The sequence below is a fragment of the Sulfolobus tengchongensis genome (genome assembly GCF_036967215.1).
Lineage (GTDB): Archaea > Thermoproteota > Thermoprotei_A > Sulfolobales > Sulfolobaceae > Saccharolobus > Saccharolobus tengchongensis_A.
This window is the reverse complement of the sequence record NZ_CP146016.1, coordinates 1,316,443-1,340,824: the sequence shown is the minus strand read 5'-3', so window position 1 is coordinate 1,340,824 and position 24,382 is coordinate 1,316,443. Positions and strand designations below refer to the sequence as shown.

Genomic DNA, 24,382 nt, shown 5'->3' with positions numbered 1-24,382 from the left:
ACATACCTTATTCGCATTCAGAATATAAAATTAAAGACACATAAGGTTATATGAGGTTAAATTTTTCACTTGTTAAGACTTAAATTAAATAATCTTCTATATGCAAAAGGAACTTCTTTACTGACAATATCTTAACTTGATCAATTGTTTTTTCTTCCCCTCTGTATACTATAAGAATAGGGTTCTGAATATCCGTTACCTTATCTTTGAATTTTTTTATTGGATCAATTTCCCTATATAGAGTTTCTTCGCTTTCAATTTCATAAGCAACTTGTATAGGCTGTATAATATCGCCTCTCTGAAGAATAAAGTCGATCTCCTCTTTTTCATGCCAGTAGTATAGATCAGCCCGTGTATTAAAAGAGTACTTAAATAAATGCTGTGCTAGCAAGGTTTCAAACAATCTGCCTCTACTTATCCTTACGCTAAAGATTTTCATAAATCCATTATCTGTAACATATACCTTTCTTGGACTAACTTCAACTCCCTTTACTGAGAAAGAGAAGTTTTTAAGAAAGAATATTAGAAATACTTTCTCTAAGTACTCTGAATACCTTTCCACTGTTTTTACTGGGATCTTCAGAAATTTTGATACATTACTATATGTGACTCTAGAACCAGAAGACGTTATATAAAATTTTGCTAAAACTCTTAATTTACTCTCATCTCTAATTTTATACCTACTAATAACATCCTTAAGAATGATACTTTCAAAGTAGGATGTTAGTAATTCATCAGCGATATCCTTGTGAAGTACTACGTCTGGGAAACCACCTAGATTCATTAGCTCCTCAATACTTTTATCTATATCTAAGGAGTGTTTAATTTCATCTATTCTATCCCTTAATTTTATGCCTTTGAAGCTTAAGTTTTCCATTAGATCTAACGTAAATACTCTTACTTCGACATGTCTGCCAGATAATAAAGTAGTATATTCAGAGCTTAGCAATTTTGCTGAAGATCCAGTAACTATTACTTTGTTACCTTTTTCTGCTAACCCTCTTACTATCCTCTCCCATCCCTCTACTTCTTGAACTTCGTCTATAAGAATATAAAAATTATTACCTTTCTTAATGTTGATTTCATATAAACTTAATATTCGTAGAAGAGTGTTATAGTTAACCTCAGTAAGTCTTTCATCATCCAATTTTATCACTAAGGTATCCCTAGGGTCAACATTATCTTCTTCAATTACTTTTTTAATTACTTGTAATCCAATTATCGATTTTCCGCTTCTTCTTATACCAGAGATGGCAACAATGTTAACCCCTTTAAGAAGGTTTTTTATTTTACCTACATACTCCTCTCTTTCTATCCATTGTTTGGTAAAATTTCCCCAAAAGTTCCAATCCTTCATTATTTCTAAAAGCTCGTTATCGTCCACAAGATATCACATTTCAAATTTGATATTTAAACTTTGTCACATATGACAAGAATTTATGAGAGAACCTTGTCACATGTGACAAAGATATCTTAAAAAATTCTGTCTTGAATTGAATAATTACAAATTGCTAAAACTATCAAGACACAAGCTTCTGGGGAAAATATCAAAAACATTAATGGCAACAAGAATGGCAAGTCTACTTTTACGATAGGTGCAAAATCACTTCCCTAGAAAATTAATCTAAATAATTAATAAAAGTGTCCTTATATTTTTACTATATTTCGGTATAAGTTCATCAAGAGTTATTCCACTAATGGAATGGAGAAGGATAAGCGGGAAAATCAGTGACTTCTATAAAGTCCAAGTATTGAGATTTTAACATTGTGAAACTTAATGAGATTCAAACCCATATAAGTTACTGAACTCATCACAAAAAGGAAAACCCATCCTGATTATGTTTTACAAAAATCTTGCAAATATTAGAGATAGTAAGTTTTTTGTTGTTCATGCTCACTTAAATACAATAATCTTTCTTTAAGAGAGGGATGGGTAGCAAATGAGAAAAACCCTTTCCTATCAACAGTGTTATTAATAATGAACTGTTTAGCTAACAGTACTTGTATTGGGGGTACATATCTAAGCATAGAGAGAGGTATGCTTCTACTTAGATACCCAATTTTTATTAAAGAACTTTCAAGCCAATATGTTAAATTGGGATCAATACTTATCGCAGTTAAATCAGCTCTTTTCTCTATAACTCGGTGAACATTAAACACTAAAGGGAACAATAGCACGAAATAGAATATTAAAAGAACCGGAAGATACATAAAAGGTAAAAAGGATAAAAATCCAGCATAAAGGGAATTCATAGCAATTATCGTAACTAGCATTATTTCTGGATCATAATTTCGGATGTGAGCAACTTCATGGGATAAAACCGCAATTAGTTCCTCTTGAGATAAGGTATTATATAACGATAAAGTAATAGCTACACCCCTGAAAACCACATTACCAAAAGCAAACGCGTTAAGAAAATTATCCTCTATAACATATACATTGGGCATCTTAACTTTAAATTTGCTAGAAATGTTTTTTACAATTAGCGTTAAATCTTGAGGGGCCCTTCTCATCTTAAATGTTAACATCATTATAAATGGTGATATTAGGTACCATAAACCAAATACAAGCCCTATCTGAATTAGGAAGAAATAAGGAACATTAACATTCAGAGTTGATACTAATAAATCAATTACCAAAATAGAAAAGAATGAAACAAAATAATATTTCCACCAATATGTTGTTATCGATTGCACACATATTACTTAATCTTTAAGATTATATACTTACTTACCTCATAATCTAAGTTGGGGTTTGGGTCTCATCGAATCTCATATACTTTGTATTCAACTCTCGACCCTTGGACCTCACCGAAGTCACGAGTTTCCCCGTTCATTCTTCTCCATCCCATTAGGGGGATAACCCCACTCACCTTTTTAAGGTGAGGAAACCCCCCCACATCTTGATTTAACCCCACCACCATTCGGGAATTAACCATCCACATCTAGGGGTGGGATCTAAGAATAAATTGTGATTATAGTATATAAATTTCGCGTTTTTATAGTAACTGCTTTCGACGGCAAAATATGAGAGAGGAACGTCAGCGATTTTCTCATTTGTAGCTGAGATGTTCCAAGTTAATATAGACGCTATCTCCTATCCTCAGTATTATAATAAATGCGACGATGCAATTTCTCTATGGAAGGAGGATATGCAATCGAAAAGGTCTATAGTACCGCTTTAGCATACAAGGTTAATGATAATATACTCTTTAAATTATGACCCGCATTATTTTTATTTATAACATACGTGTTAATTTTATGAAACCAGAAGACTATTATTACGCACTTAAACTAATTCCAGAAGTAATAGTAAGAAAAGGAAAATTATTGCATGTAGAAACGTGGATTGAAGAGGATAAATACAAGTCATCTATCTATCTTAACCTCAAGAAAATAACGTTTCAAGGAAATGAAAGCGCACCTAGACTTTTCAACGATAAACTTTACTTTGTAAGGGGTGAAGAATCTAAATCCTCTTTGTTAGAAGATCAAACCTATGGAGAACCAAGGGTGCTATTTACATTAGGTAAAATATCTAAGTTTGAATTTCATAATAAAGGTATTTTAGTAATTGGGGAAGAAAATGTAGATAAGGCACTACCTTTCAAGACAGATAAAATAAAGTATAGGTTTGATAGCAGAGGTTTATTAAGAACTAGGCAATCGCTTTATTTATATGACGGAAAAGAACTACGGAAGATTGTTAGCGGTGATTTTGATGTTACTGATGTTGCTACTAATGGTGATAGAGTTGTAATTTCAGCAACTAAGGATGGAGATGACTATGGATTAGGAAATGTATATGAAGTTAATTTGGAAACTGGCGAACTAAATAGAATAACGAAGGAAGATGGAACCATACAAGCAATAGCAATGAATAAGGAAGGAAAGATAGCTTTTCTAGGGCACAGAAAAGGGCTAACACCTTGGGCGTCTTTAGAGATAATTCTACCAGAAGAGAATAAAAGTTATATTTGTGGAAATAGTTGTGGAAATAAAGTATTAACCGATTTATTCGACGGTGTGAAAGATAAAATTATATTTGAAAAGGATCTAATACTTACACTAGGACAAGAGGGTGGAACTTCACACATTTATCAGATTTCTGATAACAAAGTGGATAGAATAACGAGCGGAAATATAGTTGTCAGAGGATTTGACTACGATGATGGAGATCTAGCTTACTTTTATTCGACGCCAGAAAAGCCAGTAATACTGAAATACAAGGATTTAGAATACGACCCTAACCCCAACATTAAAGGACGCTCTCCAGAAAGAATCGTAGTTAATTCAAATGGAATGGAGATTGAGGGATGGAGCATAATTAGAGACCCCAACGCACCCACAATATTGTTTATCCATGGTGGACCTCATATGTCTTATGGATACGCGTATTTTATAGAATTTCAGTTCTTCGTTGATAATGGATTTAATGTTATATATTCTAATCCTAGAGGTAGCCAAGGATATGGAGAGGAATTCGCTAAAGCCTGCGTGGGAGATTGGGGCGGAAAGGATATGGAAGACTTATTAAACTTCGTAAAAGCGGTAAAGGATAAATTTGGACTGAAAGGTAAATTTGGAGTTACTGGTGGTTCCTATGGAGGTTTTATGACTAATTGGATAGTTACTCAGACTGACATATTTTCCGCTGCTATTAGTGAGAGAAGTATATCAAACCTAGTTAGCATGTGTGGTACAAGCGATATAGGCTTCTGGTTTAACACAATAGAGTCTGGAATCAAAGATCCATGGAGTACTGAGGGTATAGAAAAGTTAATGAGAATGTCTCCCATTTATTACGTAAAGAACGTAAAAACTCCAACAATGTTAATCCATGGTGAAGAAGATTATAGATGTCCAATTGAACAGGCCGAACAATTTTACGTAGCATTAAAGATGCAAGGAGTCCCAGCGGTTCTAGTGAGATATCAAGGTGATAGCCACGAACATGCAAGAAGAGGAAAGCCTAAGAATATGATAGACAGATTAAAGACTAAACTGGAATGGTTTAGTAAGTATCTACTCTAAAGACGACTCACATTCCTTGTTTATTGCAGAAAGAATATCCTTTAGAGTAACTACACCTATTGCTTTTCCATTTTCATTAATAGCTAATAGATGTTTAATATTATTCTTCATCATAAATATAAATATATCTATTAAATCTTCTTCACCATTTACAGTAATTATGTTCTTAATCATAACTTTTGAAATTGGGTCATTAGATGAAATGCCATTGGCTAGAGATCTCAAAATAATACTTCTAGTTGCTATGCCTATTATGTCCTCCTTATCATTAACAATAAGTACGAAATTAAGCCCATTCTTTTTCATAAGTTCCAATACTTCAGAAATCTTAGCATACCGAGGCACCTTTAGAAGCATAGTATTATTAAAAACATCTTTAAGCTTCATATAATATTCTTCTCTTTGTATAACTTAAACTTTATTTAATATTAACAGCGTTAAATCACTCGATTCGCTTAGAAGAAAACTTAAAAAATATATATAAATTCAGGAAACGGTTCAACAATAGAAAAAGATTTATAGATTTAGCTAGATCCACTTCCACATCCACAGTAGCCATATTCGTCTATCTCTAGATCACAAACTGGGCAAACATAACCGGTCTTTTTAACCTGGTCAGCTTTTTTACCGTAAATTAATAAATGAGAATCAAAGTAAAGGTCCCTTAAACTTGGCATACTCTCTTCCTCTTCTCTTGTGATTTTTATATTCATAGCTTCACTAATTCTAAATTTTAAAGTTTTCTTCTCTAATGCCTTCTTGACTAGTTGTTTTGTCGATATCTTTCCTTTACTAAATCCAGAATCGTCTATTACTTCTATTTCATCATCAGTTATAATTAAAGCAACATTTTCTACTTCTTCGTTTTCATGTAATCTCTTACTTTCTTGCATATACCTATTTATACTGTTTATAGTATTTAAACTTTTACCTCTGATACTCTCATAGAAATAAACGTGTAGCTAAATAGAGAATTGCCTTTATTATTTATCTCATTATAACAAGTAATTACAAACATAAATAAAGAAAGGCTAATCCACGCAACAGCTCATTTTACTTACATCACGTATGAACGATAATGCCACTATTTTTAAACTCTCACTCATAGTTGGAAATACGTGGATTGTATCAATTATATCACTTATAGTTGCCCTAAATCTAATTGCTAATGCAGCCTCATTTATCACTTCAGATGCATACTTTCCAAACATCTGAACTCCTAGAATTTTCCTGGATCTCTTATCTATAACCATCTTTATTAATCCCTGGCTTTCCCTTAATATTCTAGCCTTTGCTATATTTTCCATCTTGACAACTCTATAATCTGTTTCATAACCTTCTCTTGTTGCTTCTAGCTGAGTAAGACCAACTCTTGCAACATTAGGCTCTATAAATATAGCTTGAGGTATACTTAGTTTATCGATCTTTATGTGAGCGTCTAAAATTGCATTTTCTGACGCTATCGAACCCTCCTTACCCGCTAAAGCCTCTAACATTAGATCACCTATTACATCACCCGCTGCAAAAACGCTGGGATTCGTGGTTCTTAGCTCATCATCAACCTTAATGCCACCACTATCATTTAACTTAATCCCGGCTGAATCTAAATTAAGGTCTGTATTGGGTTTTCTTCCCGTTGCCAAAAGTATTTCATCAGCTTCTACCTCACCCTTATCGGTAACTATTATCTTACTCTCACTTCCCTTTTTTCTAACCTCCTTTATCTTTATATTGGTAAGTACAGGTATTCTTTCAGTATCCTCTAGATAACTTTTGACTGCTAATGAAATTTCAGGTTCCCAATTGGGTAATATCCTTTCACTCCTTTGAAGTATTGCTACGTTAACACCTAATCTCTTGTAAATCTGTGCAAATTCTAAAGCTAAGGCTCTTCCTCCAATTATAACTAACGACGATATTTTTCTATCTGGAGACAATGCTTCTACATTAGTCCAATACCCTGTCTCTTTTAGTCCTCTGATATCGGGAATGTTAGGAGAAGAACCAGTAGCTATTATAAACTTCCTAGCCTCAATTATCTCACCATTAACCTTAATTGCTTTAGGTGATACAAAGTAGGCTTTCCCTCTTATTAACTTTACATCATAAGAGTTCAAAACATCTTCATATTTTTCTTTTCGTAGTGCATTAACGATTTCATTCTTGTCTCTAAATACGCTATCGAAATCTGGAAATACCTCTTTCCCTAATATCTGGGAGGTATAGTAGTATAATTCGCTTATTCTTAACAATCTCTTTGAAGGAACACATCCTACATTAACACAAGTTCCACCTATTTCTCCATAACCTATAACTACTGGCTTCACTCCTAGTTCATTTGCTCGTATTAATGCAGCAAAACCTGCAGCGCCATAACCTATTATTACTAAATCTTCTGTCATTTGATTCTTGCCTCGTAGTTATCTGCGCAATGACTACAGCAGAAGTAGTGCTCTTTACCATTAATTATCCTAATATAAACATTATCTTCATTTAATTTAACACCACAATTCTCACATTTTAAATCACTTACATTATTTACATTTAATCTGAGGTTTACCATTCTTTACACCCCCCATCCATAATTACTTCAAACAAATATATAAATATATTCATATGAACATATGTTCATAGAAAGACTTATTAGAAACTCACGAGAGATATAGGATGTGGAGCCATTACTTACTGAATTAGAATCGCTTTTCGATGCATTATCTGATAGAACTAGGTTAAGTATAGTCTTATTTCTATTAGATAAAAAGGAAGCAAATATAGATGAAATATCGAAACACTTAGGAAAATCGCAGTCCTTAATATCGCATCATATGGCTTGCTTAAGAAATTGTGGGATAGTAAAAGTTAGAAAAGAAGGAAAATTTTCATATTATTCAATATCTAGTGAAGAAATAATCGAGTTAATAAGAATTGCCATGAATCACGTTAAAAAATACAGTCAATCAATTTTAGCATGTGACGTTATAACGGAAGAAAAAGAACTTAATATCACAAAAACCTAAATTATTTCATTGGAGTACCAAATTCTTTTAACTCTAGTAAGCTGATTTGCTTCGACTGTAAAACACGCGTCTTCTCCTTTATCCTTATGCATTAATTGATGATCTAATGCCTTAGACACTGGTACTACTTGATTACATAATTTACATCTTAACATTATTTCCTCAGATGGATACGCAGATAATGAGGGCTGTGGTAATCCCGGTAATATTTCATTGCCAACTGGAAATCTAGTAGGTATAATTTTCCTACTGCTCATAAATATAGGTATACAAAAAGGACAATAAAAACTTTATCCATTAAATGAATATATTTAACCAAAATAATTAATCTCCACGTTTCCATATGGTCGCGTTATCACTTTTTCTCCTAATCATAAGAACTCTATGCAGAGGAATTACAATATCCTCATTACCTTTCAAGTATAAATAATAATTATCTACCCTCTCAATTTCATTAAAATAAATCTCTTTCAGCCCTTTATCTGCTAATCTATCCTTTATAATAACTACGTAATCATGCAATTTATCAGGGTACTTCCATATAATCATGTTTATGGCATCCTTAATTCTCATAGATAATTGTGAAAAAGATCAAATTTAAGCATACTTTACTTAACTAAGACAAAGTATTAATACATTAGTAAGTCATTACCCTTAAAAGCGAAGCTTAAGGAGCTATATTAAGTAAAATTTTATAACTATTATGGAAATAAATTTCAACTACAAGAATTAGTTTATTACGTATTATGATAACTTACTACGTTAGTATATTCAAAATAATAGACATTATAAACATACAGCATACCTAGATAAGACTTCTAAGGTTAAAATCACTAATAATTTAAGCTAAGTTTATAATGCGATGGATGTAAGATTTAATAGCTCGCTTCTCTATTTCTATTAAGATGAAGAGATTAGTGCTGTGCCGCCGCGATGATCGATGAAATGCCGGGCGCAAAGCTGATTTATAGAAGTATAAAGAAGAGTAATATGGATAGAGAATATGCCTAAACAATGCCCTAGATGTGGATATGTAAATGTTGATACTGCAAATTATTGTTTAAATTGCGGATATCAACTACTATCATCGTATCCTTTATCAGCTCCACCACCATCGCAACCTAGTAGGACAACTTTAGCTTTTGATATCTTTACAAGGAATCTTTCAATAATAGTACCTGCTGTAATTATGCTAATTATAGAAATAGTTTTGGTTGCGATCTTAGGTGCGATTACCGCTGGAGTAGGTTTAATCTCGCCAATAGCCTTTACGGTCGTAGGGCTAATAAGTAGCATAATATTAAGTATAATAAGCTCAATTCTCTTCATTGGTACAGTTCACACTACTGTATATATGGCTCAAGATGCTATAAGAAATGTGCAACCGAACCTTAATGCTTCATTTTATAGCGCAAGAAGTAGTTTAAGTAGATTATCTGTTATTGCAGTGATATTAGTAGTGCTGGGAATATTGCTGGGAATAAGCAGATCTTTAACGTTAACATGGATAATAGTAGGATTAGTTGGAGTATTATTGTATATAATTTCAGCATCTATAGTATTAAATAGGACAATGACTATCACAGAGGCGATAAATTGGTATTCGAGAGCATTTAATCAAGATGCGATAAGTTCACTGATAATATTAATAGGTTCAATCATTAGTCTAATACCAGTGCTTAATCTTTTCGCAATTCCATACACTTCGATTCTAACTTATTTAATGGTAAGAGATATCAGCTAAATGTGTGTTTGCATTAAGTTAAAATATACTTTATTCACTATTTTATGTAAATGAAGGCGATTTCTGAAGCTATAACAGTGGTTTTTCTAATATTGGTTACATTAATTGCGATTGCAATAGTCACCATATACTATTTGCATGTAGTTAATCTCAATCAATATGGGCTATCCCAAGAACTTAGAAATTATTACATTGACACTGGCCAGATTTTAAGTGTTGTATACTATCACCAAACTGATAATCACACTTGTTTTTACGTTGAAAATATTGGTAATGTACCAATAAATGTTAGCAAAATTTATGTTAATCATACTGCAATAAAATTCATTATATATAATTCGACGACAACAGATATTAGAGTATTATATCCTCAAGTAGTCTATGTAATACAAGTTTATGATAACACGACTAATATTATTATACAAACTACTAATAACAATTTAATAGAATTAGAGGCGTGATCTATGAAAGGACAAGCGTCCGTAATCGCAATGCTGGTAGTTTTCTTTCTTCTAATCGCTACTATTGGGTTACTATTATATATAAGTACGACATACGTGAGTCTACAAAAGGAGTATCTTCAAGTTTCGCAAATACTCGCGAACAAGGCTAAAGAGAGCCTATTGATAGGTTACTCAAACTCAACACTCTCGATATATAACGCAGGTTCTGTAGTCACCAAGATAGTAGCGATATTGCTAATAAATAAGACTAATATCTCGATCCAGCCAGAAAACATTACCATAGATCCTAACCAAAACGTCATAATAAAGGTGAAACCTGCAAGTCAATACGTGATAGTAACATCTTATGGCAACAGTTATTACATACCATCAAGCGAAAAAGTAAAATAAAGGAGATCAAAGATATATCTTAATATGAAGAGGAAAAATAAGAAGGCTTTAGAGAACGCATTAGTTACTGTATTATTGATATTAGTCGCAATTGCTGCGGTTAGTCTAATTAGCTATTACTTCTTCAGTGTGCTTAGACATAGCATGATTACTACTGGTTTAACGCTGAACAATGTGCAAATGGTTGGAGGGATTTTAACTGGTGATATTATTAATCAAGGAGCAAGTAACATAACTAGTATAATTATACAGATACATCCTCAAAACAACGCCACAGTCATAGCGAGCTATACAAATACTACCATTAGTATAGCACCAGGCCAAACGTATGCCTTTACGATTGCAGTATCTAAAGCGATTGAGGGTAATAGTTATGTTATTGTAATAACCGCAAAATACGTTAACGGACAAACTTATTCTACATCAACTGAGGTCATTGATGAGTAGGAATGTAAGTAAGTTGCAATTGTGAGTTATTGTTAAAATAATCATTTTCTCCCTACTTTTTTATACTCATAAGGTAGTAAAGAACTTCAAAAGTTGCTACTTAGAGTATGACATTTTAGATACTTTCATACTGTATTATAAGGATAATTACTTAATATCTACGGAAATTCAAATAGCTTATATAAAGTATTCATGGATAATGACAATAAAGTATTTTATTTTTTAATTTTTAAATACACATATGGCACTTATTGGTAAAAAGAGATCAAATAATAAATTTGAAGAATTGTCTTATTACCTTCAGTCGTTTGACGAATCTGGACTTATTACACTAAGGGCTAATACTGAAAATTATAACGTTATAGACCAATATACCATACCTCCATATGACGTTGAGATATACATTGCTGAAAAAGATGGAATAGGTTACTACTTAATTAATGAACCCTTACTCGATCAGAGGGAAAATAGAATTCTTATGGCGATATTGGATGGCCTAATATACTCACCCTCAAATGCGGTATCGAATAAGAATATTGATTTGTCTAAATTACAAGATGAAGTACTGAAAATCGCGGCAAAGTTAGGAGTTATAGGCGACGTTAAAAGAAATTTAAGGAAATTCATGTATTATATTACACGAGAAATAAAATATTCAGTTATACAACCTCCCATGAGTGACCCTTACATAGAGGAAATAGAATTAGTATCTCCAAATACTCCCGTTTCAGTAGTCCATAGTAGACATAGTGAATGGCCTAGATTAGAAACGAATATTGTGCTTGGAAGCGAATTAAAAGTGAGGAGATTAATAGAAAGACTTGCATCTTTAGGCGGGAGAAGTGTAAGTACCGCAATTCCCCTACAAGATTTTATGTTACCGGAGGGTCACAGAGTAGCAGTAAGTTATGGCGAAGAAATTAGCAGAGGTACAACATTTAATATAAGAAAATTTCCGGAGAAACCTTTAACAATAATAGATCTAATATACAATTACGGCACGTTAAGTGAATTAATGGCAGTTTACTTATGGATAATAGCTGAGGCGAAATTATTCACATTTCTTGTAGGCCCAACTGGCAGTGGGAAAACTACTGCGTTAAACGCTCTTTTGATGCTGTTAAACCCCTTAGCGAAATACTTAACCATAGAGGATACTCCAGAATTAAAATTACCCCATAAATATTGGATACAATTTTATACGAGACCATCTACCTATGAAGGTGGGAAGGATATAAGCTTTTATGATTTAGTTAGACTCTCACTTAGATATAGACCGGATTACATAATAGTGGGAGAGGTAAGGGGAAAGGAAATCGAATGGCTAGTGCAAGCTGTCGCCAGCGGTCATGGTGGTCTTACAACTTTTCATGGTTCTAATCACGTGGATTTAATAACTAGAATTAGTGGTCTATTAGGACCTGAAATGTCCCTACAGTTTAAACAACTAATATCTGTGGTGGCAACTATAAAGAGAATTGAGAGCGATAATAAAAAGATGAACAGAAAGATAGTTTCCATAGTTGAAAACATAGGGGATGAATTTAAAGAAGTGTTTAGATATGACTATGATAGAAAAGATTTCTTCCCTCATGACATAAAAGAAATCAACAGTGTTCAACTTGAGAGAGCTAGGGAATTATTGGGATGGAGCAAAGAAAGGCTCTATACAGAGGTAAAAAACCGAGTATTATTGTTAAGAGGGTTAGCTGAAAAAGGTATTAAGGATTATGAAGACCTAGCAAAGGAATTAGTTAAATACTATACGAGTAACGGTGATAGTATTGAGCGAGAGAAAGCTTAAATTAGCTAACATAATCTCGTATGATTTCCTATTTCTAGTTGTACTTTCTGGTTTATTAGACTTAATTATAACTTTATTTAGACAACACTTCCTAGACGTTATGTCGAATTTCTTTCAATATATTGTAGTAAATCCGGCAATAGCGTTAGGAGACGCATTAGGCTTCTTATTAGTTCTTCAGGCACTACTTTTAGGTTTGTTTATCGGTGGAATAGTCGTATTAAGTATTACATTTGCAATAAACTATAGTAGGATTAGGAGTGAGTTTGAAGAAGGCGTGCCATTATCGACAATTTTACAATCTAGGATTATCACAAGCAGTAGACTAAGCGTAATTGCAAATTGGATAAGAGAACGAACTGAACAATATATAAAAGCGAGCGCTGAATTAATTAGCCCGACCGAGGTTGGAATAAAATATACGGCCTACTTTCTTATATCAATACTAGTAATAATACCAATATCCCTTACACTTAGCTTAGCAACATTATCACCTTTACCTTTCATATTATTGTGCGTACCGTTATTTTTTATCATTTATCCGGAACAGAAATACAAGAGTAAGGCTAGAGAAATGAGGGAAAATATACAAGACGAAATACCGTTTTTTGTTACATTAATTACAATAGTTAACGCAAGTGGTACAACAATATATGAAGGGATAAAGAAGATTATAGAATTTCCAATCTTTAAGGCAATGAAAAAGGAAGCCTTACTTATTTTAAGAGATGTGGATTTCTTTGGAAAATCTCCTCTTGATGCGCTGGAACATAGAGCTAAGCTAACTCTAAATAGAGATTATTCTTGGTTTTTATCTGGTTATACTTCAATTCTAAGAAGTGGTGGGGATATTGAAGCTTATCTATTTCAGAAGGCTAGGGAATTCCTTAATTGGTTACAATTCAGATGGCGATTTTACTCTGAAAGAACGTCATTCCTGGGAGAACTAATAGTGATTCTATTTTTAATATTCCCAATGTTCCTAATAGCGTTGGCTTTCTTTACAAGTGGTGCAGTTATATCGTTCTTGTTGGTAATACCTATATTATTCGGTACAATCTTGTACGCAATAACTGTAAACAATAGACCCAGATACATGGATAACTTAGGACTTAACGTAATTCAGTTATTATTAGCATTTGCATTAACACTTATTGTAGGAGGTTTAATAGAAATATTCATTAATAAAATTTATTACGCAATAGGGCTAGGTTTACTAACGTTTTCTCTTATACTCACAATATTTGTCCAGAATCAGATAAGAGAGATTAACGATGTCGAAAATTCCTTACCACAATTTTTAAGAGACATTACTGAGTTCAGGAAAATAGGATATGATTTATCCAGAGCGATCAAAACTTTAGCTAGTGAGAAAAAATATAGAAGAGAGTTCAATAGGATTTTAGATGAGTTGGTCAAGCAAGATTCCATGGGAATACCCATAACTAGAGCTAGAATAAATACTAGAAGTTGGCTTGGCAAATTTGCACTAACCACAGTTCAAATCCTAATAGAAAGTGGTACTGTAAGACCAGACTTATTAGAATATTTAACAGAATTCACACTTAACTTCGTTGAGTCAAAAAAGGAGGCTTTCTCCAGAATGCGTGCCTATCAAGTTTTAGGAATTTTAACACCAATCTTATTAATAGTTACAATACTAATAGCTATAGTAATTATAGGCTCATTTTCAATAATAAGCGTGCCAACTAGTAATATAGGAATATCACAGTTTCCTAATATTATTAACCAGCTTATATTATTGCCAACAACCGTGATTCAAATGTTCACATTCATTATCATATCAACGTTTACTATTGGATTACTGGTTACAAAAGCATTATACGGCACTGTACAATATATGTTAATGCCGACTATAGGAGTAGCTCTTGCTTTACTATCCATACATTCCTTTAACGTTATTGAACCAATAGTTCTAAAATTCTTCTCGATCTAAACGTTTATATTTTATCTTTTCCTATTTTTTATAATGCAAGATAGTTTAGGATTACTTGCAATTACTCTAGTTATCATAGTACTCTTTTCGATTCTAGTAGGCGTAGTTATCCTAGATCATGAGAACGAAGTACAGTCATATAACATTCAAAACAAGGTAGATTCTGAAATCATAAACAGAGCTAAGGTTGGCTATTATTGGGTTGTAGAGGAACTTAAAAACGAGACCATATCGTTCATACCGCATGTTTACCTATCAGACACAGAAGGAGTGTACGGCATAGAGTACGTTATAGAAACAACGTTCACTGGGAATACTTTCACATTTCCAATAAATAAATTAATTATATTCACTAATGGTTCACTAACAAGAAATGGAATAGTTCTAAGTCCGGGAGAGACAATATTAATAAGACCAAATATAACCAGTGGTCAGATAAGTTTCGTAAGTACAACCGGTAATGCATTTTCCCTAGCATTACTTCCTCCATCATCAAAAACGTTAGCAACAAACGAGTCTAATGAAAACTATACAACTGTAAACATAGGAAATGAAAGTATATTAAGTTTAAAAACATCTTCAAATCATAGCTTAGGCCCTAAAAACATAACTAGTGTAGAGCTAATATATAATACTACACCTCCCCTTTATAACATAAGTATTTCACCATCATTAAACCAACCAAATCTAATATTGAATGGGATTACTATATTGTGTTATAAGGTAAAAATAAGTTATTTTGAAAATGTGACCTTTATAAAAGCCGTTAATTCCAAAAATAATAAAAGCTATCTAATTTATCCAGGATATGGCTGGTGGAATGGAACTGTATATATGATCTACAAAAATAATAATGGTGTACTTGCTAGCACCTCAGTTGGATACTTCTCTATATACTATAATACATCTTATAACTTTTTTAAGTATGGTCCAGTAAACTTTGCAAATGGGTATGATATTACTCCTTACGTAAAAGAGAGTGGATACGTCCCCCTTTATATGATATTATATACTTATAATGTTACAAATTCGTCTAATAATGAATTTTATAAGATAGGAAAATACAGCCAATTGTGGGTTATGGCTAAAGGCAATAACTCTCCAGTTTACATAAGCTATGAAGGTTATAATTATTCGTATTATTATTATTATAAAATGTTAACAAACTATGAGCAAACTCAACTTAATCCAATTAAAGTTGGTGGGTCTACGGTGTATTTAGGTTATTTTCCGCTAAACATTACTGTAAGCTTAGTTAACACAAATAATTTAATGCAATACAATATCTCGTCATTTCAAATCGCCTACGAGAACATGCCGTTCCTATCAGCTTTACCAATAATTCTTAATATAACCTATAACGTCACTTCTTATTCTCCTCCTTTTTTATTAAACTTCTCCTTAACTAATACGTCTTTAACAATAATGTTTAATGGAACCCCAAACTTGCCTAATTTCTCACGTTATATATTTAGCTTACCCACCATGATACCAATAAATGAAAGCATGTTAAATGTTGATGCGGACGAATTTCCCTTAGTCTTACCCTTTTTTGTTATTGTAGTTAATGGAAATACACTCGGAGAAAACTTACCTATTACCTAAAGGTAGAAGATATAGATAATATAAGATCATCGAAATTATTATTAAGATATCATAGGGTATAGGATTTATTAAGAGAAGTAAAATTGCCACAGCTAATGCAGAGTACATGTACCTCCAAATCTTCTTCGACGATATTACCCCCACGAGTGAGAAACCTAGGGAGAATATTAATGCAGAGTAAAACCACTCAGAGTAGTCAAATGCAGTTGGTGGAAAAGCAACCGCACCTATTAGAGGAAACACTTCCCTATACGTAAGCCCCTTCAAATAGTGTAGTATATACAGCGCTAGCATTTCTGCCATCATTGGGTAAAAAAACCAGTAACTATTTATCGAATAATAAAAAGCATAGTAAGGTGTGATAAAGCGAGACGGACCAAATTGTGCAATTCCAAATGTAGATCCCATTAATACCTCGTTAACTACAAGTAAGATTGAAAAAAACACAATATGTGTTCTTTCTCCTCTAAAATGCCTATTGACCAGCTTTCTTATTGTCATTAAGAAATATGCTATTAACGGTATCATAAGGAAAGCGTTTATCCCAAATGCTATTGCAAGTGAAGAAGTTGATGGATAAAAGAGATATAACGATGCACCTACGAACATAGTTATCATCATTATCAGTGAAAAATATATGAAAAAAACTCCCACATAGGTCTTTATCTTTTCTATGTAATATAAAATTAGGATTATAATACCAACCATTAGCGAAGCGATTAATGCTAGAAGTATTATTTCGTACTGCACAACCTACATAACTTAATCTGAAAAAATAAAATTTGACTTGCACCATCAATTCAATCAACAATGAGTTCTAGCCTCTACTAAGGTCTGTAGTGAGCTCTCACTCATCGCTAGTGAAAATATCATTATACATTACATGCTAAAGCTAGTCCAAGGCAAAAAGTTGTACACGTTACTCTATCAAGAGCAATTATCAAATTATCATCAGCATAGCCATACAGTAGACATTCCTCAAGACAAGTTGCTGATGCAAATGGATCAGATGCTATAATTATCCAACCCTTTTGATTTCAACTTTTTCTGGTTCATAATTCTTTAAAATCTGTTGCATTACATTACCTTTTATTTCATATCTACCAGAAAGAACTTTAGTTACAGTATTTCCTTTCATCAGATAGCTTTCAACTGTTGCACTCTTTTTATCTCCCTCTTTAACGATATCTTTAAAAACATTTAGCGCTACCACGAAGCCGTTCTTCTCTTGCGCAAAAATAATGTGGTATTCCTCATTGCTCTTTTTTATTATCAACTCATATGCACTATATCCATATTTAGTCTTTACAAATCCAAAAGAGTAATCGCCCACTTGAATACTGTCCATTATTTCGAAATCGGCTTTTTCTCCCCTACCTATCCTATCCTTAAAGTCTTGACGCTTTTTTACTACGTCCTCGATTATATCAATCTTATTTGTAAAATCTACAAATTCCATTTCAGTCATTTTATATATTGGTTAGTAGCATATAAAAACTTTTATCCTACAATGGAGACGTTTTCATTAAGATACACACACATATAATAGAATAGATATGTATCCATGGTGTCGTTACGAAGTTATAGGCACTTGTATAACGAGATAATACTATGGCAGGAGGGGAAGGAAGTCCATCTGTAGGGAGAGATCTATCCTCTCTGTACTACACGGCATGTTAGTGAATTCGATGGAACTTCAGCTGTGGGATCGAGTTCTAGCTTAGAAGCTGGAAAACTCCATTGCGAGATGCTCCTTCCTAAGCGTGGAGTAATTCATAAATATTAGAGTCTCAACAATTTCCTTAATATAGGAGAAATAAGCTCGTTATACGACAAAAATAAGGGACAAGAGGAAAAGGTTTAACCTTATATTGCTCTGAATCTGTGACTCCCCTTGATTAATATCACTCTCGCCCCTTCTATAAAGTACTACTGGGATAACATTCGGAAAAAGTTTTTATAGCATACTAAATACATAAAGTTTATGAATCCTTTTAAAAAAGAGAAAATGTATCCTAAGCAAGTCGATTTAAATGCAGTAATTAATGAATTTTCCACATATTTGAAAAATAATGGGTGGAAAGTACAGGAAAAAGTTGAAGGAAATAAAGCTATAATTCAAGCCCAAAAAGGAGGTATATTAAGAGATATAATAGCAGCAGATAGGGCATTAACGTTCACTCTTGAAAATACTACTCAAGGGCTTAAAGTCACTGCAGGAGTAGGCAGTTGGATAAAGAATTTAGCAATAACAGCAGTAGAAGCGTTATTACTATCCGAACTGTTCCTTGTAGTAGATGTGCCAGAGATGTTATGGAACGAACATGTGGAATCACAGCTTATGAAAAAACTAGATGAAATAATTCAGAAATCGTAACACTTTTTCATTTTAACTATAATTGTGAGAATTTCTGCTTTAGCCTTGAGTATATTTTTATCCACTCAATAGACTCTCTAACTGGTCTTTCAATTTCTTTATATTTAATTTTTTCGAGGAAATCAACAATTTCATCTGGTTTATCGACTCCACACATTATCATACCTCTGACAATCGATCCTAAACCCCAAGGACCTCCATAAACAGTAGTCACGAAATCCTTTACCTTAGCAAAATTATCTTGTAGGTATCCACACGCTTCCTCCCTCACGTATGGATTATGAATTAATGACGAGATTGTGAACCTAACATCTTGAGCCTTTATTGTTCTATTAAACACCATTGAAAACACTTTATCTACAACTGATTTGTCACGTATTGACACTATAGCACTTAACATTCTATTTTTCTCTTCATCAATATTATATCTACTATATTTTTCAAATAAGGTGTTAAAGTCGTTTGTTGTTATAGCATAGGATATAGCAACTGCCTCCTTTATATTACTATCTACACTATCATAGTAATCAAATAATACTGATAATCCTAATGCGAAATCCTCATCTAGTATCGCTAAGGTTTTCACTATAGACGAGTAAGCTAACCTTCCTAAGTCGTCTCTAGCTTTCTTAAAAACTCTCATCTGATTTGATAGGAAATCCTTTCCATATTGTTTCCTAGTAACGTAATACAAGGTTAGAAGTTGAGATGCGATCTCCCTGGATGTGAAAGAGTTCGAAGTATTGATGAATCTATTAACTACGCCAAAATACGTTTTTACGTCTACCATGTCAGCCAATAGGAAATTCCAATAATCATTAACTAAACCCAATTCTTCATAGGTGTTGAGTTTAGATGAGAATACCAATTCAAGAGGATCATAGAATACCCTATAGAACCCAGTTCTACTCACGTTCACCTTAATACTATTTATTTTTTCTTCACGAAAGTCTATTTCAGCACTTTCTTTATCCAAAAGAAAAGTATTAAATCTCCCATTAACCTCATATGTAAGCGGTATCTTGTAAATCTCTGATAAATTATAATTAAGTAATGTAAATCTTTTTTGATATAATCTGATTATACCATCATTTACGCTAACGAATACCACAGGATATCCTGGCTTAGTTATCCAATCAGACATTATCAGACCTATATCCTTGCCAGTAACTTTAGAAATTGAATTCCACAAATCCTTGCCTTCAGCGTTTCCAAATTTAAAAGAATTTAAGTAATCCACTACGCCTCTTCTGAAGTTCTCCTCGCCCACATAAGCCTCAATCATTCTGAGAATACTCGCTCCCTTACCATAACTAATGTTGTCAAACATCTGTTCGATTTCATGTGGGTCTTTAACGTGAGCTTCTATGGGATGAGTAGTTGATAAAGAGTCATCCTCTAATGCACTTAGCGTTTCACTATATATTAGGTGACCCTCACTATCCCATTGAGGAAATATGGACTTTAGACTTTTGTAACTCATGAATGTTGCGAAGCTTTCGTTTAACCACAAATCATCCCACCACTTCAAAGTCACCAAATTACCAAACCACTGATGAGCCAACTCATGAGCAACAACCTCAGCAACCCTAAACCTCTGATAAACAGAAGAAGAATCATCAGCCAACAAAGCAGTCTCCCTAAAAGTAATAGCCCCCCAATTCTCCATAGCACCAGCTGCGAAATCTGGAACTTGTATTAGATGTACTTTTGGTAATTGGTAAGGTATTTCGTAGTATTTCTCGTAGAAGTCAATTACCTTTCTAGCTACATCCATTGAAAATCTCCCTCTCTGTACTTTCCCCGGTGTGGTTGCAACTATTATTGTTGGCCTCTTACTCTCATCCACAATCTCCTCAAACTCACCAATCCCCAAGTATAAGAGGTAAGTTGACATCCTAGGAGTCTCTTGAAAATGATAAACAACCTTACCCCCACCACTATCCTCAACACTCTCAACAGGCATATTAGATATCACCCTCAAACCCCTATCAACCCTAACACTCAACCTAAACCTAGCCTTCAAAGCGGGATGATCAAAACAAGGAATAAATCTTCTCGCATATATTGCCTCAAATTGAGTTGTAATCATGCCCTTACCATTATAAGGAGCAACATAAATACCTAGAATTGAGTTCTCCGAAGCCTTTCCCTTAAATCTTATTTCTAGTTCCCTTTTTACACTACTATACACAATTAGTTTTTCACCTTCTACTTTAAACTGAACGTCTTTACCGTCAGCCTTTACACTTTCAATTTGGAGATTTACGCTATCCAATTCCAGTTTTTCTTCAGTGGAGGTTAGGGTTATTTTCTCTATACCATCGTAATTATATCCATTAAAATCCAGAAAAATCTCATACCTTTCTATGTTAAGCATACCCATATAAATAATAGTATAAATAAAAAATTAATGATGAAGATAGAGAAATACTTCGGCGTTCCACTAGGTGCTATAGGCACGGGCAAAATAAACTTTTACCCTGACCTAACGATTGATGATATAACTATTATGAATAACTGGTCAAACCCACTTAGACGAATTAGAGGTTTTCATATAGTAACATTTATGGATAAGGAACCGATATTTCTACAAACTAATCCCGGGAAAAATGTAGAAACTCCACCACGATATACATATGTTAAAGAATTAGAAATGAATGTCGAATTTCCGGTAATTAGATATTTATCGCCATTAGCTGATATAGAAGTTTACTCAATTTTGATTAAAAATGATATTAAAAATTCCTCACTTCCAGTTATCAAGTTTAAAATAAAAGGAAAGGGAAAATTCGCTATTTCATTTCCAAATATAGTTGGAAGCAAAAGAGCGGGAAGAGTAAATATTGCATACAATGGCAAAATAAATGGTGTCTTGATGAAGAATGAGAGAGCTTCAGTAGTAGATCCTGCTTACGGGGAAATATTTTTGGGTTGTGTAGGATGTGAAATCATAACAAATTTCGCATATTATAAGCCAGCTAAAATCGGAATGACAGAGGATATTACTTATTTTTACGACTTAAAAGAGTATACTGAAAAATATACCATAAAGCCTTATGCTCGAGAGGAGATAGGCGGAATAGTTTATAAAGAAATAGACGGAGAGGACACTTTCATTTTATCTTGGTACTTTAATGGTCGACCACATCACTACCCTTATGGTCATTATTACGAGAATTTCTTTAACGATTCCATAGATGTTGCAGAATATGCTCTCGCTCTAGAACCAGATTTAGGAATAGATGAAAAAGAAGAATGGTTGAGAGATAGTCTAACCAACAGCCTTTACATACTAACTTCTAATACTTGGCTAACAAAGGACGGAAGGTTTGCAGTTTATGAAGACCCTTACATAAGCAAACTAATGAATACCATTGGATCTATGACATTTGATGGTTTAGGGTTTACTCTGTTACAGCTTTATAGGGATTTGATTATCAATGCGGATACCTATTTCATAAACTATGTAAACAAGGGTGAAACACCTCATGATATCGGAGAAGAAAGTATAGAAGATCCAATATATGGTGCATCCTATCCTTATTGGTGGACTGATTTAGGACCTACATTAATATTAATGCTATATCGGGATTACTTATTTACGTCAAGAAGGGAAATTCTAGAGAGTAATTACGATAAAATAAAAGAAATCATAGACTGGCTAATGAAAAAGGATCTAGATAACGATTGTATACCAGATTCTAAGGGTGGTTATGATAACTCGTATGATGGAACCCACATGTATGGAGCTTCATCATATGTGGCTTCAATGTTTCTCTGTGCTTTAACAGCATTTATTAGAATTTCTGAAATATTGGACATAAAGATCGAAGATAAGTATTTTAAATTTTTAGAATGTGGCAAAAAGACCTTTGATTCACTATGGAACGGCAATTATTTTATACTATGGAAAAGAAAGTATGATGAGAATAGATCTTGTTTAAACTCGCAGTTACTAGGGCAGTTTTGGTGTGATATATTAGGATTACCATCAATCACTGATGATGTTAAAATTAACACTGCTTTAAAGAGTATTTATGAGCTCAACTTTAAGGCATCAAAATATTGCTTATCAAACGCTGTTAGAGAAGATGGAAGTATTGACACTTCAACGGGCCAATTAAGATCTTGTTGGCCTAGAGTTTCATTTGCGATAGCATCACACATGATTTTAAGGGGAATGGTAAAGGAGGGTTTGGAAATAGCCAAGAGAGAGTGGAATACCATAAAAGATCTAAATCCATTTGATCAATCTTCCAGAATAGATGCAATTGATGGAAAGTACGTCGGGCTAATGTCCTATATTGGAAGCACGTCCATTTGGTTAGTTAAGTTAGCGTTGGATAAAATTTCATCTTTTTAGATACCTAAAAATTGTTCAATAGGAACTTGAAAGTGGTAAGATAAAAATATATATTGATAATGATTTTCGTAAATAATATCATGAATTTTTAAAAGTTGAGAAGAAGACTATATTACCATCTTTTAACGTCATAAGTACATTAAAATCTTCATCCAACACCACGAGATCTGCCATATATCCCTTGGCTATTTGCCCGGACTTTAAGTTAAATAACGAAGCTGGCGAATAAGTAGCGTATTTTATAGCATCTTTTAGTCCAATTATCTTACTTAATCTCCTTACACCCTCATCTAACGTTATACTACTACCAACTAATTTACCGTCTTGAGAAAAACACGCCTCATTACATATAATCTTTTCCCCATATAGCGAGAACTCTCCCTTCCCTAGACCTGAAGCTTGCAACGAATCTGATACTAATATTAGCCTATCCCTTTTTAACTTACTAACCATTTCGATTACAGATTCATTTACGTGTATTAAATCCGGAATAATCTCAGCATAGATTGGCGTATTTAATGAGATGCCTACAATACCGGGATCTCTATGATGAAATTGCCTCATGGCGTTAAACAAATGAGTTACGGAAGTTGCACCCAATCCCATAGCTCTTCTTGCCTCGTTTGCATCTGCATCGGTATGACCTAAAGAAACTTGAAAATTATCCACTAAAATTTCTATTTCTTTATCACTCAATATTTCAGAAGCTATAGTTATCCTCTTTATCTTAAATAATTTGGATATTTCCAAAATCTGATCATTTATTCTATTTGTAAAAAACTTGTGAGCGCCAGCTTTATTCGGATTTATAAGAGGACCCTCTAGATGTATTCCTACACTTTTAGCTTCGTATAAGATCTTTGCTATATGAAATAACCTTTCTGTATTTTCAGAAATGGTTGTAGGAATGAATGTGGTTATACCGTGGGAATAGTACAGATCTCTAATCCTTTCGTAGCCACTGATATCATTAATTTCATTAATAAGTACTCCACCAATACCATGAGTATGAATATCTATTAAGCCGGGAATTATATACTTACCTTTGGGAACCTTTATTTCGTCATTACATATCTGACTACCAATTCTCTGTATTATTCCATCTGATATAACTATATCATCACGAAAATCTTCAAACGGTGTTATTAATTCTAATCCTCTAATACACTTAGTCATC

The 24,382-nt window shown here is 33.3% G+C and carries 23 protein-coding genes; 11 read left to right on the top strand and 12 right to left on the bottom strand.

The window, feature by feature from the left end:
* Nucleotides 1–79 precede the first annotated feature (79 nt).
* Together V6M85_RS06430 and V6M85_RS06425 are read right to left on the bottom strand one after the other, a co-directional pair.
* Entirely contained in the window at nucleotides 80–1,384 is a 1,305-nt protein-coding gene (locus tag V6M85_RS06430; RefSeq protein WP_338604437.1) for an ATP-binding protein, read from the bottom strand.
* A gap of 479 nt (nucleotides 1,385–1,863) precedes the next feature.
* The gene (locus V6M85_RS06425; RefSeq protein WP_338604434.1) at nucleotides 1,864–2,697 is read right to left on the bottom strand and encodes a M56 family metallopeptidase; all 834 of its coding nucleotides are present in this window, start codon (nucleotides 2,695–2,697) and stop codon (nucleotides 1,864–1,866) included.
* 564 nt (nucleotides 2,698–3,261) lie between these two features.
* Here V6M85_RS06425 and V6M85_RS06420 point away from each other — a divergent pair.
* Nucleotides 3,262–5,034, top strand: coding sequence for a S9 family peptidase (locus V6M85_RS06420; RefSeq protein WP_338604431.1), 1,773 nt, complete (start codon nucleotides 3,262–3,264; stop codon nucleotides 5,032–5,034).
* Here the strand turns inward: V6M85_RS06420 and V6M85_RS06415 are convergent.
* The 4 genes from V6M85_RS06415 to V6M85_RS06400 form a co-directional block, all read right to left on the bottom strand.
* Nucleotides 5,026–5,421, bottom strand: coding sequence for a CBS domain-containing protein (locus tag V6M85_RS06415; RefSeq protein WP_338604429.1), 396 nt, complete (start codon nucleotides 5,419–5,421; stop codon nucleotides 5,026–5,028). The two genes, V6M85_RS06420 and V6M85_RS06415, sit on opposite strands and share 9 nt — an antisense overlap.
* Nucleotides 5,422–5,558: 137 nt before the next feature.
* Nucleotides 5,559–5,927, bottom strand: coding sequence for a sulfolobus mercury resistance protein, MerI (locus tag V6M85_RS06410; protein ID WP_338604427.1), 369 nt, complete (start codon nucleotides 5,925–5,927; stop codon nucleotides 5,559–5,561).
* 138 nt (nucleotides 5,928–6,065) lie between these two features.
* Nucleotides 6,066–7,436 carry a mercury(II) reductase gene (gene merA, locus V6M85_RS06405; protein ID WP_338604425.1) on the bottom strand — a complete coding sequence of 457 codons (1,371 nt, stop codon included), beginning with the start codon at nucleotides 7,434–7,436 and terminating at the stop codon, nucleotides 6,066–6,068.
* Nucleotides 7,433–7,597, bottom strand: coding sequence for a transcriptional regulator (locus V6M85_RS06400; RefSeq protein ID WP_338604423.1), 165 nt, complete (start codon nucleotides 7,595–7,597; stop codon nucleotides 7,433–7,435). The genes merA and V6M85_RS06400 overlap by 4 nt, the downstream gene beginning before the upstream one ends.
* A gap of 106 nt (nucleotides 7,598–7,703) precedes the next feature.
* Between V6M85_RS06400 and V6M85_RS06395 the strand changes: the two genes are divergently transcribed.
* Nucleotides 7,704–8,051: a metalloregulator ArsR/SmtB family transcription factor gene (locus V6M85_RS06395; RefSeq protein WP_338604421.1), complete on the top strand. Its 348-nt coding sequence runs from the start codon at nucleotides 7,704–7,706 to the stop codon at nucleotides 8,049–8,051.
* Here the strand turns inward: V6M85_RS06395 and V6M85_RS06390 are convergent.
* Nucleotides 8,048–8,308, bottom strand: coding sequence for a hypothetical protein (locus tag V6M85_RS06390; protein WP_338604418.1), 261 nt, complete (start codon nucleotides 8,306–8,308; stop codon nucleotides 8,048–8,050). The genes V6M85_RS06395 and V6M85_RS06390 overlap by 4 nt on opposite strands.
* Before the next feature lie 67 nt (nucleotides 8,309–8,375).
* Nucleotides 8,376–8,624, bottom strand: a complete 249-nt coding sequence (locus V6M85_RS06385; RefSeq protein WP_338604416.1) for a DUF504 domain-containing protein — start codon at nucleotides 8,622–8,624, stop codon at nucleotides 8,376–8,378.
* Between the two features lie 430 nt (nucleotides 8,625–9,054).
* Here V6M85_RS06385 and V6M85_RS06380 point away from each other — a divergent pair, with 430 nt between their 5' ends.
* From V6M85_RS06380 to V6M85_RS06350, 7 genes are all read left to right on the top strand, one after another.
* Nucleotides 9,055–9,795, top strand: a complete 741-nt coding sequence (locus tag V6M85_RS06380) for a zinc ribbon domain-containing protein (RefSeq protein WP_338604414.1) — start codon at nucleotides 9,055–9,057, stop codon at nucleotides 9,793–9,795.
* A 50-nt stretch (nucleotides 9,796–9,845) separates the two neighbouring features.
* Entirely contained in the window at nucleotides 9,846–10,256 is a 411-nt protein-coding gene (locus tag V6M85_RS06375; protein WP_338604412.1) for a hypothetical protein, read from the top strand.
* 3 nt (nucleotides 10,257–10,259) lie between these two features.
* Nucleotides 10,260–10,649, top strand: a complete 390-nt coding sequence (locus V6M85_RS06370; protein ID WP_338604410.1) for a hypothetical protein — start codon at nucleotides 10,260–10,262, stop codon at nucleotides 10,647–10,649.
* A gap of 24 nt (nucleotides 10,650–10,673) precedes the next feature.
* On the top strand, nucleotides 10,674–11,096 hold the full coding sequence (locus tag V6M85_RS06365) for a hypothetical protein (protein WP_338604408.1): 423 nt from the start codon (nucleotides 10,674–10,676) through the stop codon (nucleotides 11,094–11,096).
* Between the two features lie 241 nt (nucleotides 11,097–11,337).
* The gene (locus V6M85_RS06360) at nucleotides 11,338–12,900 is read left to right on the top strand and encodes a type II/IV secretion system ATPase subunit (protein WP_338604405.1); all 1,563 of its coding nucleotides are present in this window, start codon (nucleotides 11,338–11,340) and stop codon (nucleotides 12,898–12,900) included.
* Nucleotides 12,881–14,857 (top strand): type II secretion system F family protein, encoded by a 1,977-nt coding sequence (locus tag V6M85_RS06355; RefSeq protein WP_338604402.1) that lies wholly within the window; start codon nucleotides 12,881–12,883, stop codon nucleotides 14,855–14,857. Before V6M85_RS06360 ends, V6M85_RS06355 begins: the two co-directional genes overlap by 20 nt.
* A gap of 33 nt (nucleotides 14,858–14,890) precedes the next feature.
* On the top strand, nucleotides 14,891–16,462 hold the full coding sequence (locus V6M85_RS06350) for a hypothetical protein (protein WP_338604400.1): 1,572 nt from the start codon (nucleotides 14,891–14,893) through the stop codon (nucleotides 16,460–16,462).
* Here V6M85_RS06350 and V6M85_RS06345 read toward each other — a convergent pair.
* Entirely contained in the window at nucleotides 16,448–17,170 is a 723-nt protein-coding gene (locus V6M85_RS06345; RefSeq protein WP_422398137.1) for a hypothetical protein, read from the bottom strand. The two genes, V6M85_RS06350 and V6M85_RS06345, sit on opposite strands and share 15 nt — an antisense overlap.
* A 310-nt stretch (nucleotides 17,171–17,480) precedes the next feature.
* Nucleotides 17,481–17,930, bottom strand: a complete 450-nt coding sequence (locus V6M85_RS06340; protein ID WP_338604396.1) for a hypothetical protein — start codon at nucleotides 17,928–17,930, stop codon at nucleotides 17,481–17,483.
* 516 nt (nucleotides 17,931–18,446) lie between these two features.
* Here V6M85_RS06340 and V6M85_RS06335 point away from each other — a divergent pair.
* On the top strand, nucleotides 18,447–18,839 hold the full coding sequence (locus tag V6M85_RS06335) for a hypothetical protein (protein ID WP_338604394.1): 393 nt from the start codon (nucleotides 18,447–18,449) through the stop codon (nucleotides 18,837–18,839).
* 16 nt (nucleotides 18,840–18,855) lie between these two features.
* Here the strand turns inward: V6M85_RS06335 and V6M85_RS06330 are convergent, their stop codons facing one another.
* Nucleotides 18,856–21,219, bottom strand: coding sequence for a M1 family metallopeptidase (locus V6M85_RS06330; RefSeq protein WP_338604391.1), 2,364 nt, complete (start codon nucleotides 21,217–21,219; stop codon nucleotides 18,856–18,858).
* Nucleotides 21,220–21,252: 33 nt separating this feature from the next.
* On the opposite strand from V6M85_RS06330, the gene V6M85_RS06325 reads away from it, so the two are divergent.
* The gene (locus V6M85_RS06325) at nucleotides 21,253–23,205 is read left to right on the top strand and encodes a glycoside hydrolase family 116 protein (protein ID WP_338604389.1); all 1,953 of its coding nucleotides are present in this window, start codon (nucleotides 21,253–21,255) and stop codon (nucleotides 23,203–23,205) included.
* A 78-nt stretch (nucleotides 23,206–23,283) separates the two neighbouring features.
* Here V6M85_RS06325 and nagA read toward each other — a convergent pair whose 3' ends face one another.
* Entirely contained in the window at nucleotides 23,284–24,381 is a 1,098-nt protein-coding gene (gene nagA, locus V6M85_RS06320) for an N-acetylglucosamine-6-phosphate deacetylase (protein ID WP_338604386.1), read from the bottom strand.
* Nucleotide 24,382: the final 1 nt, after the last annotated feature.